The organism is Pseudomonas sp. ICMP 3272 (genome assembly GCF_001466905.1).
Lineage (GTDB): Bacteria > Pseudomonadota > Gammaproteobacteria > Pseudomonadales > Pseudomonadaceae > Aquipseudomonas > Aquipseudomonas amygdali.
Window position 1 is genome coordinate 123,297 of record NZ_LKEK01000002.1, and the last position, 12,832, is coordinate 136,128.

A 12,832-nucleotide genomic window follows, 5' to 3' on the forward strand; every position below is an offset into this window, starting at 1 on the left:
GTGAGGGGCCTGAACATCAGGCCCCTCAGTCAACTCACTTCCACAGACCGATCTTGGTCAATACTTCCTGGAAGTTGGCGCGGGTGATCAGTGTCACATCGTCCATAGCGGTATATTTAGGCGGTTCGACGCCCTCGGTGACCCACTTATACATATACAGCGCGGTGTTGTAGCCTTCCTTGTCCGGGCTTGGCAGCATGGAGCCAAAGAAGCCACTCTCTTTTTTCTTCAGTTCATCAATGGCATCGGTGCCGTTGATGCCGATCCCGATAACGTTTTTCGCGCTGAAACCATTGCTCGCCGTCGCGCGTACGCCACCCAGCACAGTGTTGTCGTTCATGCCGCCGATGATCAGGTTTTTCGCATCGCCCGGCAGTTTTGGCAGCGCCGAGTTGGTGGCGTCCATGCTGCCCGGTACATCAAGGGTTTTCTGCGCGGTGAACAGGATGTGATCTTTCGGCAAACCGGCCTCTTCAAGCGCCTTCACCGAACCGTCAGTGCGTTTCTTGCCGGTGTCCAGCTCGTTGTAAGTGTTGATGATCGCGTAGGTGCCTTTCCACCCGCCCTCATCCCACTTGCGGTTCTTCGCTTCGGTGGCCATGGCGGCACCTTGCTTCTGGCCCACTTCAAAGGCTGCCATGCCCAGATATGGCACGTCCTCCATGAAGTTGCCTTTGGCGTCGACAAAACGATCGTCCACGGCCATGACTTTCAAACCGAGCGCCTTGGCCTTGGCCACGATTGCAGGGCCCAGAGAGACATCAGGCGGGCAGATCACAAAGCCCTTGGCACCGTTGGCGGCCAGGCTGTCGATAGCGGAAAGAGTCTTTTCACCGTCTGGCACGGCAATCTTGAGCACGGTAAAACCATGCTCCTTGCCTGCCTTTTCAGCAAACGCCCATTCGGTCTGGAACCAAGGCTCTTCAGCCTGCTTGACCAGAAAGCCGATTTTGACTTCATCAGCAGCGGAGGTGATGCCACTCATGCCCAGAATGGCGGTGGTGACGGCGGCACAGCACAGGGAACGAATCCCGTGACGACTCAACATAGCTAACTCCTTATTTTTATTGAATAGCTACAGCGTTCAGCGAGGTGGCGGTTGCAAACGCGGGAGCGTCCGAGAACCGATTAAATAGTCATACCATATAATGAATGACCGCTATGTAACCGAATGTCACTCCTGCATTTCCCATCGCGACGCCGCTGCAGAAAAGGCGACGGCGCGGCACTTTTTTCAAGCGCTGAAGCGCTGACACAGCGTTCCTTTGACGCCGACATGCGCCATCAGTACCGCGCCATCGAACCGCCCATGAGCATCGGCAGGCGCTGCACTGGTGACATACAGCGTCTCCAGGTCAGGACCACCGAACACGCAACTGGTGGGATGGCTGACGGGCAGCTCGATAACCCGGTCGACACTGCCGTCGGGGGCAAAGCGGATCAGGCAACTGCCTCCCCAGCGCGCGTTCCAGACATAACCTTCGGCATCCATTGCCGAGCCGTCGGGCGAACCCTGGCTCTGCTCGGCCGCCCATACCTGACGTGGTCCCAGCAAGCCATCTTCCAGCACAGGGTATTGGTAGATCACTTCGTCGAGGGTATCGGCGCTGTACAGCACGCTGCCGTCGGTATTCCAAAGCAGGGTATTGACGATGCCCTGCCCGTCCAGCAAACGCGTCACGCGGGCGTCGGGTTCAACCCGGAACAGCCCGCCTGAACGACGAACCAAAGGTACGTCTTTGCCTTCGGCATCGATATTGTTTTGCATGCTGCCCAGCCACAGGCGGCCGCGCGCGTCGCAACGGGCCTCGTTGGCGCGATTGCCAGGGGTCGGGTCTGCCACGCAGAACAACGCCAGTGAGGTTTTTTCGGATTTGAGGTCCAGGCGATACACACCGCTGGCCAGAGTCACCAGTGCGTCGCCCTGCTCGGTCGGTATAAACGCAGAGACCGGCTCGGGCATGCGCCATTGGCGATACTCCCCGGCAACCAGCCGACAAGCCAGAAAACCGGCAATGTCGACCCAGTACAAGGCCTGCTCTGCGGCGTCCCAGAAGGAGCCCTCGGCCAGCTTGAAACGGTGCTCGGAAACGGGCAACCAGTTCATGAAAAATGTCCTTTGTTATTGTTGTAAAGGCACTTTTTGGATGTTTGCGTCGCAGTCTTGTCCAACCTGCGTGCCCAGTCGACCTGTTTCGCAGGCACCCAGCGGATCGACCGCCACGGGCACCGCGCCTCAGTGAAGCTGGCACTACTAAATAGTATTACAATTTATTTTTCAAGTGGCATTTTATAGGCTATAAATCCATGCATCGGCTTTAATCCGATCAAATAGTCTTACCAATAACAATAAAAGCAGGCAGATCAGATGAAAACACATGCTCTCCTCAGCACCCTTGGACTGTCCTTGATGATCAGCACCTTGACTGCACAGGCCGCGGCACTCTCCAGCGAACACAGCACTTTCGGCCAACTGCCCGACGGCACTGCCGTCGAGAAATTCACCCTGCGCAACAGTCACGGCGTGCAGGCCAGCATCATCACCTACGGCGCGACGCTGCAGTCGCTGCTGGTGCCTGACAAGGCCGGAAAGGTCGAGGACATCGTCCTGGGCTTCGACGATGTTCAGGGCTACCAGAACAACGGCACGGTTTACTTCGGCGCGACCATAGGCCGATTCGGCAACCGCCTGGCAGGCGGCAAGTTCAGCCTGGATGGCAAGACCTACCAGGTCCCGCTCAACGACAAGACCAATGCCCTGCACGGCGGCACTCAGGGTTTTGACAAACGACTCTGGAAGGCAGAAGAAACCAAGACCGGTGATTCGGTCGGTGTGAAGCTGACCTACGTGTCGCCGGATGGCGAGATGGGCTTTCCGGGCACGTTGAAAACCGAAGTCACTTACAGCCTGAATGAGCAAAACGAGCTGAAGATTGACTACCGCGCCACCACTGACAAGCCGACTGTGCTGAACCTGACCAACCACAGCTATTTCAACCTGGCGGGTGCAGGCAGTGGTGATGTCCTCAAACAGGTCGCCACCCTGCACGCTTCGCACTACACACCGGTCAACGACAAGCTGATCCCGACCGGCGAACTGCCTGCCGTCGCAGGCACGCCGATGGACTTCCTCAAGCCCACCGCGTTCGGCAAGCACATCAAGGATGATCACCAACAGTTGAAATATGCCGAACCCAAGCAAGGCGGCTTTGATTTCAACTGGGTACTCGACACTAAGGGTGATGTGAAGAAACTGGCCGCCGAGGTCAGCGACCCGCAATCAGGCCGCAGGTTGCAGCTGTTCACTACCGAGCCAGGCGTACAACTGTATACCGGCAACTTCCTGGACGGCAGCATTCACGGCAAGGCGGGCAAGGTCTACCCGCACTGGGGTGCCTTTACCCTGGAGACCCAGCACTATCCTGATGCGCCCAATCAGCCGAAATTCCCCAGCACACGACTGGACCCAGGCAAAACCTATACCCAGACCACCGTGTTCAAGTTTCTCAATAACTAGTGACGTTGGTTGAAAGTCGCCCAGCCCCTGAAACCCAGGGGCTGGCGACTCTCAAGGTTACTGATTGCGCTTCATTGCCGCAGTCAGGGTGTCGACGTTGTAACGGAACATCTTGGCGTAGGTCGACGCAGGGCCATCGGCTGGCGACAAGGCTTCAACATACAACTCGCCGCCTGGCTGGGCACCACTGGCTTCGGCAATCTGCTTGACCAGACGCGGGTCGCTGGAGTTTTCGAAGAAGTAGGCACTGACATGCTCGGCCTTGATCTGACGAATCAGTTTCGAGACATCAGCTGCCGACGCTTCCGATTCGGTAGACAAGCCCAACGGTGACAGGAAGGTTACGCCATAGGCATCGCCAAAGTAGCCGAACGCGTCATGAGAGGTGAGGATCTTGCGCTTGGCGGCCGGAATCGACTGAATCTGATCGCGGGCGTAAATGTCCAGTTGCTGCAGCTCGACGATGTAGCGATCGCCATTGGCCTGATACTCGCTGGCCCCGTCCGGGTCGGCTTTCTTCAGCGCGGCGATAATGTTACGCACATAAATCACCCCGTTGGCGGCGCTGTTCCAGGCGTGCGGGTCGACAATGCGCTTGCCGTCTTCGTCCATGCTGCGGGTCTTGATCCCTTCAGAGAGCACTACCGGCTTGCCCTTGTAGCCCGACGCTTTGATGAGACGATCCATCCAGCCTTCCAGATGCAGGCCACTGACAAACGCCAGGTCGGCATTTTTCAACGCCTGGGCATCACCTGGGGTTGGCTCGTAGACATGCGGATCGCCGTTCGGGCCGATCAGGGACTTTACGTGAACACGGTCGCCGCCGACCGTACTGACCATGTCCGCGATGACCGTGAACGACGCGACGGCTTCCAGCGGTTTGGCCTGGGCCAGGCTGGCGAATGCAGACAGCGCCAGTGCAGCTATGGAACTCAACACCATCAATCGTTTCATGACGTACCTTTTCAGTTAGCCAGGTGAGGTTTGGGAAACAGCCGGCGCACGATGCCCGTGCGCCCGAACAACAGGGAAAGGCCGTAGAACGCACTGGCGGTAAGCACGATGGCCGGGCCCGAGGCGACGCCAAGGTGGTAGGAAACGATCAGGCCGATCAGGCCTGACAAGGTCGCCAGGAGTGTCGAAATCACCATCAGGCCACTCAGCGAGTTGGTCCAGAAACGAGCCGCGGTTGCCGGCAGCATCATCATGCCCACGGCCATCAAGGTGCCCAGCGCCTGAAAACCTGCGACCAGGTTCAGCACCACCAGCAGCAGGAACAACACGTGGTACAGCGAGCCGCGTCCGCCGACCGCACGCAGGAAGCCCGGATCGAAGCATTCCAGCACCAATGGGCGATAGATCACTGCCAACAGAATCAGCGTGAAGGAAGCGATGCTGCCGACCATGTAGATAGCCGTGTCATCGATGGCCAGAATGGTGCCGAACAGTACATGCAGCAGGTCGACACTGGAGCCATGCAGCGAAACGATCAGCACCCCGGCCGCCAGAGAGGTCAGGTAAAAGCTGGCAAAGCTGGCGTCTTCACGCAGCGAGGTCAACCGACTCACCAGCCCTGAAAGCAAGGCCACTGCCAGCCCGGCGATCAGCCCGCCGAAGCCCATCGCGGGCAACGACAGCCCGGCGACCATGAAACCCACCGCCGCGCCGGGCAGCACCGCATGGCTCATGGCATCGCCCACCAGACTCATACGGCGCAGCATCAGCAGCACGCCCACCGGCCCGGAACCAATCCCCAGCGCCAGGCACGCCACCAGCGCGCGGCGCATGAAACCGAATTCGATAAAAGGCTCGACGACCAGGCTATAGAGCATCATGAGCGCTCGTCCTCGCTATCACACAGCAAGGCGTCCGGGCTCCAGTACTCGGCCATGTTGCGCGCCTTGCGCAGGTTGGCGGCGCTGAGCACTTGCGAGGTTTCGCCCCAGGCAATGGCTTCGCGGGCCATCAGCAGGGTTTGCGGAAAGTGCTGACGCACCTGTTCGATATCGTGCAGGACCGCGATCACTGTGCGCCCCTGCCCGTGCCAGGCGCGCACCAGCTCCAGCAGATCACGGGTGGTGCGTGCGTCGATGGCGGTGAATGGCTCGTCCAGCAGAATCACCGAAGCGTCCTGTAGCAGCAGTCGGGCAAACAGCACCCGCTGGAACTGGCCGGATGACAACGAACCGACGCTGCGCCCTTCAAAGCCCTCCAGGCCGACCGTGCTCAGCGCTTCCCCGGTCAGTCGTGCATGATTGCGTGTCAGGCTGCGAAACGGCCCGATGCTGTGCCAGGCCCCCATCGAAACGGTATCGGCGACGCTCAGCGGAAAACTGCGATCGATTTCTGCGGCCTGGGGTAAGTAGCCTATCGTGCGGGTCGCCAGCCGGCCACGGTCGACGCGCCCCTGAGCGGGCTTCATGGTGCCGGCGATGGCCTTGATCAAGGTCGATTTACCCGCCCCGTTCGGGCCGACGATGGCCGTCAGGCTGCCCGCCTCGAAACGCCCGCTGATGTGGTGCACCGCCGGGCGGCGCTCATAGGCCACAGTAAGGTTTTCCAGAGCAATGGCTGCACTCATGGAATGGCCACCGACCAGCCGATGGCCAGCCAGAGCAATATCAGCACCGCAAGAGAAAACAGGACCCGCTTCCAGGCCGATTGGGCCAGCACGGAGCCTGCTATCGAGGCAAAAGGAGTTTTCACGCGAAAGTAACCTGCAACTATTTGTTACAGTATTACATACCGATCACCTAAATGTTATTAAATAACATTCATCCTTGAGTGCGCCCGTCCGGACAAACCTTCACCCTCGCTGAAAATCGTTAACCCATAGCGATACGTGCAGGCCCGCTGTACGGTACTTGTCGAGCTGCACCCGACCCTATACTGTACATGCAAACAGTAAAGGGGCACTTCATGCAGCTTATCGACAAGCTCAGCATTCTGGCGGACGCCGCCAAGTACGATGCGTCGTGCGCCAGCAGTGGAGCACCCAAGCGCAGCTCGCAGGACAAATCCGGGCTGGGTTCCACCAACGGCATGGGCATCTGCCATAGCTATACGCCGGATGGGCGTTGCGTGTCGCTGCTGAAAATCCTGTTGACCAATTTCTGCTTTTACGACTGCCAATACTGCGTCAACCGCCGCTCCAGCGACGTGCCTCGTGCGCGCTTCACACCCGAAGAAGTGGTCACCCTGACGCTGGACTTCTACCGTCGCAATTGCGTCAGTGGGCTGTTTTTGAGTTCCGGGATCATCCGCTCTGCGGATTACACCATGGAGCAACTGGTCGAGGTCGCCCGGCTGTTGCGCGAAGTGCACGAGTTTCGCGGTTATATCCACCTCAAGACCATCCCCGACGCCGATCCGGCGCTGATCGAAAAGGCGGGGCGCTATGCCGACCGCCTCAGTGTCAATATCGAGCTGCCGACCGACCTGAGCCTGCAAACCCTCGCACCGGAAAAAGACGTCGCGTCGATCAAGCAGGCCATGCAGACCATTTACACCGGCGAGCAGACCGTGCGCAACGAACCGCGGTCGCCGCGCTTTGCCCCGGCCGGGCAAAGTACGCAAATGATCGTCGGTGCCGACGCTACCGACGACAGCACCATCCTGCACAGCGCGCAATCGCTGTACAGCAACTTCAAACTGCGCCGGGTCTACTATTCAGCGTTCAGCCCGATCCCCAACAGCCCCAACAGTGTGCCACTGGCTGCACCGCCGCTGATGCGCGAGCACCGGCTGTACCAGGCCGACTTCCTTTTGCGCGGCTACGGTTTTACTGCAGGTGAATTGCTCAGCGGCCCCGGTGACCTGGCGCTGGACATTGACCCCAAGCTGGCCTGGGCGCTGGGCAACCGGCAGGTGTTTCCGCTGGACCTGAACAAGGCCGACGCGGCGCTGATTGCCCGGGTGCCAGGCATCGGAATTCGTACCACCCAGCGGCTGGTCGAGCTGCGCAGGCAGCGGCGTATCCGCTACGAAGACCTCACCCGCATGCGCTGCATACTGGCCAAGGCCAAGCCGTTTATCATTACCAGCGATTACCACCCGCCGCATGCGGAAACCACCAGCGAATTTCTGCATCACCAGTTGCGTGACAGGCCGCAGCCTCAGCAAATGGGGTTGTGGGGATGATCTGCCTGGACTGCGACGACCTGTTCGGCACCTGGCGGCAACAGGCACGCTGGCTGCTGAGCCATGAAATCGACCCCAGCCAGGTCAGCTGGAAGTCACCGGATGCCGCCGACCTGTTTGGCAGCGAAGAAGAGTACCCGCGGGAACATGGCCCCTTTCAGGCGAGGGTTCCGCTGGAATTGGTGCAACTGCTGGAAAGCGCCTCGCGCTACCGGGGCGATCAGCGCTGGAGCCTGTTGTACGAAGTGCTGTGGCGCGTCACCCACGGTGATCGCACGGCCATGATGGCCGGCGACAAGCTTGGCAGCGAGCTGCACCGTCGTCTCAAGTCGGTCAGACGTGAGGCGCATCATCTGCACGCATTTCTACGCTTTGTCGCCTTGCCGCCTGTCGCTGATGACGCGGCCATCATGCGCCCGCAGTACGTGGCCTGGCATGAGCCAGCGCACGATATTCTGCTCAGTGCCAGTGAGCATTTCATCGGCCGCATGGGCCAGCACCGCTGGATGATCGCGACTCCCCAGGACGGCGTGTATTACGACGGCAAACAGCTGATCCACGAGCGCCGCTGCCCTGAAGCGTGGCAGACCATGGGCCGGCAGGTCGAAGACCCGCATGGCGAGTTGTGGCTCACCTATTACAGCCACATATTCAACCCTGCACGTCTGAACCCAAAAGTCATGGAAGGCCACTTTCCTTCGCGCTTCTGGAAGAACCTGCCCGAAGGCCCTTTGATTCCAGCGCTGATCACCCAGGCCCGGACTGGCAAACAACGCGACGGCCAGGCCAGCGATATCGCCGCCCGACGAGGCAAAAAAATTGCGCACAGAGATTGAGGCTTTCGCTCTCGGGCTCTTGTTACCCGGTATTCCGAGCTCTTCAAGTGTTGTTTATGACGATGAGCGCCTAAAGCGAAACGCGCCCTTCAATACAGGTAACCGTCGAGCCGCCCACCCAGATATCTTCACCTACACGCTGAATGGAGACTCGTCCCTTGCGGCTGAGCGCGGCACCCTGGCTGACGATGTAATGGTCCGGTGCCAGCCCCTCTTCCAGAAACCAGCGAGCGATTCCGGCATTGAGGCTGCCGGTCACCGGGTCTTCCACCACGCCGTCGCCCGGTACAAAAGCGCGCACTTCAAACTGCGCCTCATCACCATCGACTGCCGGGTCCCATGGCGCAACGACGCCGAGTTTCAGGCCGCTCAATAGTGTGTAATCCGGCTGCAACCTCAGAACACTGGCGCGATCTGCCAGCCTGAAGGCGACCCAACCCGGGCCGTTATCTACCCAGCGCGCATCCAGAATCTCGCCCGCCCCCAGCTTCATACCGAGGCGGATCTGCTCGATCAATTCAGGGTCTACGGTGCCCGAACGCAACAAAGGCGGCGCAGTGAATGCCAGCCCGCGGCCCTCGCGACGAATGCGCACCAGACCGATCCCGCACTCCTGGATAATTTCCTCACCCTGCGCTGCACCACCGCTTTCGAGCCAGGCATGGCAACTGCCCAGAGTGGGGTGACCTGCAAACGAAAGCTCTCTAAAGGTCGTGAAAATACGAACACGATAGTCGGCGCGCGGGTCTGTCGGTTTGAGCAGAAACGTGGTTTCACTCAGGTTGGTCCAGCGTGCAAAGGCGGCCATCTGTTCATCACTCAGCCCGTCCGCGCCCAGCACCACCGCCAGCGGATTACCGAGCAAAGGCTGATCGCTGAACACATCCAGCTGTTTGAAATGAAACGAGCGCATTTGAGCTTCCTTGGCAAGACGTTAAAGAACCAAGGTTGCCACGTGTGCCCCCGGGTGGACAACGGTCTATTGAACCAACGCCCGCCTTGGCCGCTCACAGCTCGCACTCGCCTGCTAATCTCGCAGGCACAGGTCCGGACAATACGGGTCATTCGAGGTTTGAAGATGCTGGACACTACAACCTACAGTCAGCTCGAAACACTTTGCGAGACAATGAACGGCAAGTCCTTTCTGGTCGTCACCGGCGCAGGTATCAGCACCGCGTCCGGCATTCCGGACTACCGCGACAAGGACGGCGTGCGGCGTGGCAAACAGCCGATGATGTATCAAGAGTTTGTCGGCAACCCCGCTGCGCGCCAACGTTACTGGGCGCGGGCGATGCTGGGCTGGCCGCGTATTCGCGCGGCGCAGGCCAATGCTGCGCATCGGGCACTGGCTGCATTGCAGGTTGAAAATGCCATCAGCGGACTGATTACACAGAACGTTGATGCACTGCACAGTCAGGCCGGAAGCCAGGACGTCATCGAGCTGCACGGCAGCCTGCACCGTGTACTGTGCCTGGATTGTCAGCAACGCAGCGAGCGGGCGGATATTCAAGAGCAAATGCTCGAGCAAAACCCCTATCTACTCGGCGTTGATGCCAAACAGGCACCCGATGGCGACACCCTGCTGGACCCGGCTTTCGAGGCCGGTTTCAAGGTACCCCGCTGCCCGCATTGCGACGGCGACAGACTCAAGCCGGACGTTGTGTTCTTTGGTGAGAACGTCGCGCCGCAGACCGCTGCCAAGGCAACGTCGAGTGTCGAGCAGGCGGAAGGCTTGCTGGTGGTCGGCACGTCATTGATGGCCTGGTCGGCGTTCCGTCTGTGCAAGGCAATGGTCGAACAGGGCAAACCGGTCTTCGCCATCAACCACGGCAAGACCCGCGCAGACGAATTGCTTGAAATGAAGATCGACGCCTCATGCGAGCAGGTACTGCCGTGGATCGCCGAGCAGCTCGGTGCGCGTTAGAACAAGCCTAATTGCCCGCCGATCAACGTGCTGAAATCGTCGTCGACAAACGGCAGGATCGCATCCGCCAGTGGTTGTAACTGGCGCGCCACGTAATGATCGTAGTCAATCGGCGCGTGACGAATCTCAAGAGGCTCCGGCCCGGCAGTGGTCATCACATAGCTGATCCAGCCGCCGCTCTGATATTGACGCGGACGCCCCTGCTGATCGTTGTATTCATCGGCGAGCCGCGCGGCGCGCACGTGTGGCGGCACGTTGCGCTGATAATCATCGAGCTTGCGGCGCAGGCGCTTGCGGTAGATCAACAGGTCATCCAGTTCGCCTGACAAGGTGCGCTGCACGTAGTCACGCACATAATCCTGATACGGCTGGCGCTTGAAGATGCGCAGGTACAGCTCCTGTTGAAACTGCTGAGCCAGCGGCGACCAGTCGGTGCGCACGGTTTCCAGGCCCTTGTAGACCATCTCCTCGGAACCGTCAGCGCGAGTGACCAGCCCGGCGTAGCGTTTCTTGCTGCCCTCCTCCGCGCCGCGCACAGTTGGCATCAGGAAGCGCCGAAAATGTGTTTCGTATTGCAGCTCCAGCGCACTGTGCAAGCCATATTCATTGTGCAGGTGCTCGCGCCACCACTGGTTGACCTGTTGCACCAGCGTCTTGCCGATGCTTGCCGCTTCTTCCTGCCCGTGAGGACGGCCCAGCCAGACAAACGTCGAGTCGGTATCGCCGTAGATTACGGTATAGCCCTGTGCCTGGATGAGGTCGCGGGTCTTGAGCATGATTTCATGCCCGCGCAAGGTGATCGATGAGGCCAGCCGCGGATCGAAGAACCGGCAGCCACTCGACCCCAGCACGCCGTAGAAAGCATTCATGATGATTTTCAGGGCCTGGGACAACGGCGCATTCTGCTCGCGCTTGGCGGCCTCACGACCTTGCCACACACGTTCCACTATCGCTGGCAGGCTATGGCGAGTGCGGGAAAAGCGCGCGCCGCGAAAGCCTGGCACCGACGCGCTGTCCTCGGGATGACGCATGCCTTCGATCAACCCCACAGGATCGATGAGAAAGGTGCGAATGATCGACGGATAAAGGCTCTTGTAGTCCAGCACCAGCACCGATTCATAAAGCCCAGGCTGGGAATCCATCACAAAACCGCCAGGACTGGCCTCTGGCATGCGTTCGCCCAGATTGGGCGCGACGAAGCCCTGGCGGTGCATCAGCGGAATGTACAGATGGCAGAACGCGGCCACCGAACCACCGCTGCGGTCAGCGGGCAGGCCCGTTACGGTGGCGCGTTCAAGCAGAAAGGTCAGCAACTGGGTCTTGGCGAAGATGCGCGTCACCAGCTCGCAATCCTTGATGTTGTAACGCGCCAGCGCAGGCTTGTCCTCGGCGAACATGCGGTTGATTTCGTCCATGCGCTGGTAAGGCGTATCAATGGCCTTGCCCTCGCCCAGCAGGGTCTGCGCGACATTCTCGAGACTGAACGACGGAAAGCTCCAGGTCGCGGAACGCAAGGCCTCGATCCCGTCGATGATCAGCCGCCCGCTGACCTCGGCAAAAAAATGATTGTTACGGCTGCCATGCTCGCGCCAGCCCATTGCTTCACCGCCACGCCCGAGCCGCAACGGCACTTGCAGACGCTGGGCATGTTCATGCAGAACGCGCAGGTCGAACTGCACAACGTTCCAGCCGATGATTGCGTCAGGGTCGTGCAGCGCCAGCCAGCCATTCAGGCACTCCAGCAACTGCGCGCGGGTATCGCAATAATCGAGCTGAAAATCCAGCACCTCGTCGCCACCATTGGGTGGCCCCAACATGTACACCTGGCGCTGACCACAGCCCTCCAGCGCAATCGAATACAGCTCGCCACGCGCCGTGGTTTCGATATCGAGCGACGCCAGCTTCAGGTTGGGACGGTAATCGGGGGCCGGCTTGATCTGCGCGTCGCAAAGCACGCCCTCAGCATTCGGCGTACCGCTGAATTGCACTGGCGCGGTGATGAAGCGCTCCATCAGGTAGCGCTCGGGTGGGCGAATGTCTGCCTCGTAAACGTCGACATTGCCTCTGCGCAGCAGTTTTTCGATGTTCATCAACTGGCGGTGCTGCTGGCAATACACACCAAGCACAGGTCGATGGCGAAAATCGCAAAGCTCCAGCGGACGCAATTCCACCCCACGCTCGGTACGCAACAACGACCGCGCACGTTCGCCCTGCTCGGCGGGAATAAAGGCGACAGAGGGCTGGCAAGGCAGGCGAATATGGCGAGGCCCCTGATCAGTGGCCAACCAGAAGTCGACCTCGGTCCCGGCGGGCGTATCTTGCCAGTGCCGACTCAGGATGAAGCCCTGCTGTAAATCCAACGCTGCTACCTCGACCGCATGGCGAAACCGTTGATTCTACTTGGCTGTGAGGTCA

Annotated in this window: 12 protein-coding genes; 4 read left to right on the top strand and 8 right to left on the bottom strand. The window is 59.7% G+C overall.

The genetic code is table 11. From position 1 onward, the window contains the following. Positions 1 to 34: 34 nt before the first annotated feature. Positions 35 to 1,048, bottom strand: a complete 1,014-nt coding sequence (locus tag AO068_RS02080; protein WP_003410036.1) for a substrate-binding domain-containing protein — start codon at positions 1,046 to 1,048, stop codon at positions 35 to 37. A 186-nt stretch (positions 1,049 to 1,234) separates the two neighbouring features. Beyond that, positions 1,235 to 2,107, bottom strand: coding sequence for an SMP-30/gluconolactonase/LRE family protein (locus AO068_RS02085; protein WP_058407518.1), 873 nt, complete (start codon positions 2,105 to 2,107; stop codon positions 1,235 to 1,237). 261 nt (positions 2,108 to 2,368) lie between these two features. On the opposite strand from AO068_RS02085, the gene AO068_RS02090 reads away from it, so the two are divergent. Continuing rightward, positions 2,369 to 3,517, top strand: coding sequence for an aldose epimerase family protein (locus AO068_RS02090; RefSeq protein WP_058407519.1), 1,149 nt, complete (start codon positions 2,369 to 2,371; stop codon positions 3,515 to 3,517). A gap of 57 nt (positions 3,518 to 3,574) precedes the next feature. Here AO068_RS02090 and AO068_RS02095 read toward each other — a convergent pair whose 3' ends face one another. From AO068_RS02095 to AO068_RS29420, 4 genes are read right to left on the bottom strand one after another with little or no spacing between them, the layout of a single operon-like run. Further along, positions 3,575 to 4,471 (bottom strand): metal ABC transporter substrate-binding protein, encoded by an 897-nt coding sequence (locus AO068_RS02095; RefSeq protein WP_058407520.1) that lies wholly within the window; start codon positions 4,469 to 4,471, stop codon positions 3,575 to 3,577. A gap of 11 nt (positions 4,472 to 4,482) precedes the next feature. Beyond that, positions 4,483 to 5,352, bottom strand: coding sequence for a metal ABC transporter permease (locus AO068_RS02100; protein WP_002553554.1), 870 nt, complete (start codon positions 5,350 to 5,352; stop codon positions 4,483 to 4,485). Next, the gene (aztA, locus tag AO068_RS02105) at positions 5,349 to 6,098 is read right to left on the bottom strand and encodes a zinc ABC transporter ATP-binding protein AztA (RefSeq protein ID WP_005733071.1); all 750 of its coding nucleotides are present in this window, start codon (positions 6,096 to 6,098) and stop codon (positions 5,349 to 5,351) included. The genes AO068_RS02100 and aztA overlap by 4 nt, the downstream gene beginning before the upstream one ends. Continuing rightward, a complete protein-coding gene (locus AO068_RS29420; RefSeq protein WP_002553552.1) occupies positions 6,095 to 6,223 on the bottom strand; it encodes a hypothetical protein in 129 nt (42 codons plus the stop codon). The genes aztA and AO068_RS29420 overlap by 4 nt, the downstream gene beginning before the upstream one ends. A 213-nt stretch (positions 6,224 to 6,436) precedes the next feature. Here AO068_RS29420 and AO068_RS02110 point away from each other — a divergent pair, with 213 nt between their 5' ends. Together AO068_RS02110 and AO068_RS02115 are read left to right on the top strand one after the other, a co-directional pair. Next, on the top strand, positions 6,437 to 7,657 hold the full coding sequence (locus AO068_RS02110) for a putative DNA modification/repair radical SAM protein (RefSeq protein WP_005744136.1): 1,221 nt from the start codon (positions 6,437 to 6,439) through the stop codon (positions 7,655 to 7,657). Beyond that, positions 7,654 to 8,493, top strand: coding sequence for a TIGR03915 family putative DNA repair protein (locus AO068_RS02115; RefSeq protein WP_058407521.1), 840 nt, complete (start codon positions 7,654 to 7,656; stop codon positions 8,491 to 8,493). Before AO068_RS02110 ends, AO068_RS02115 begins: the two co-directional genes overlap by 4 nt. Before the next feature lie 70 nt (positions 8,494 to 8,563). Here AO068_RS02115 and AO068_RS02120 read toward each other — a convergent pair whose 3' ends face one another. Further along, complete coding sequence (locus AO068_RS02120; RefSeq protein WP_058407522.1) at positions 8,564 to 9,406, bottom strand: PhzF family phenazine biosynthesis protein; 843 nt, start codon at positions 9,404 to 9,406, stop codon at positions 8,564 to 8,566. 165 nt (positions 9,407 to 9,571) lie between these two features. On the opposite strand from AO068_RS02120, the gene AO068_RS02125 reads away from it, so the two are divergent. Beyond that, a complete protein-coding gene (locus tag AO068_RS02125) occupies positions 9,572 to 10,417 on the top strand; it encodes an NAD-dependent protein deacetylase (protein WP_058407523.1) in 846 nt (281 codons plus the stop codon). On the opposite strand, the gene AO068_RS02130 is transcribed toward AO068_RS02125, so the two are convergent. After that, complete coding sequence (locus AO068_RS02130) at positions 10,414 to 12,777, bottom strand: DNA polymerase II (RefSeq protein ID WP_058407524.1); 2,364 nt, start codon at positions 12,775 to 12,777, stop codon at positions 10,414 to 10,416. The genes AO068_RS02125 and AO068_RS02130 overlap by 4 nt on opposite strands. Positions 12,778 to 12,832: the final 55 nt, after the last annotated feature.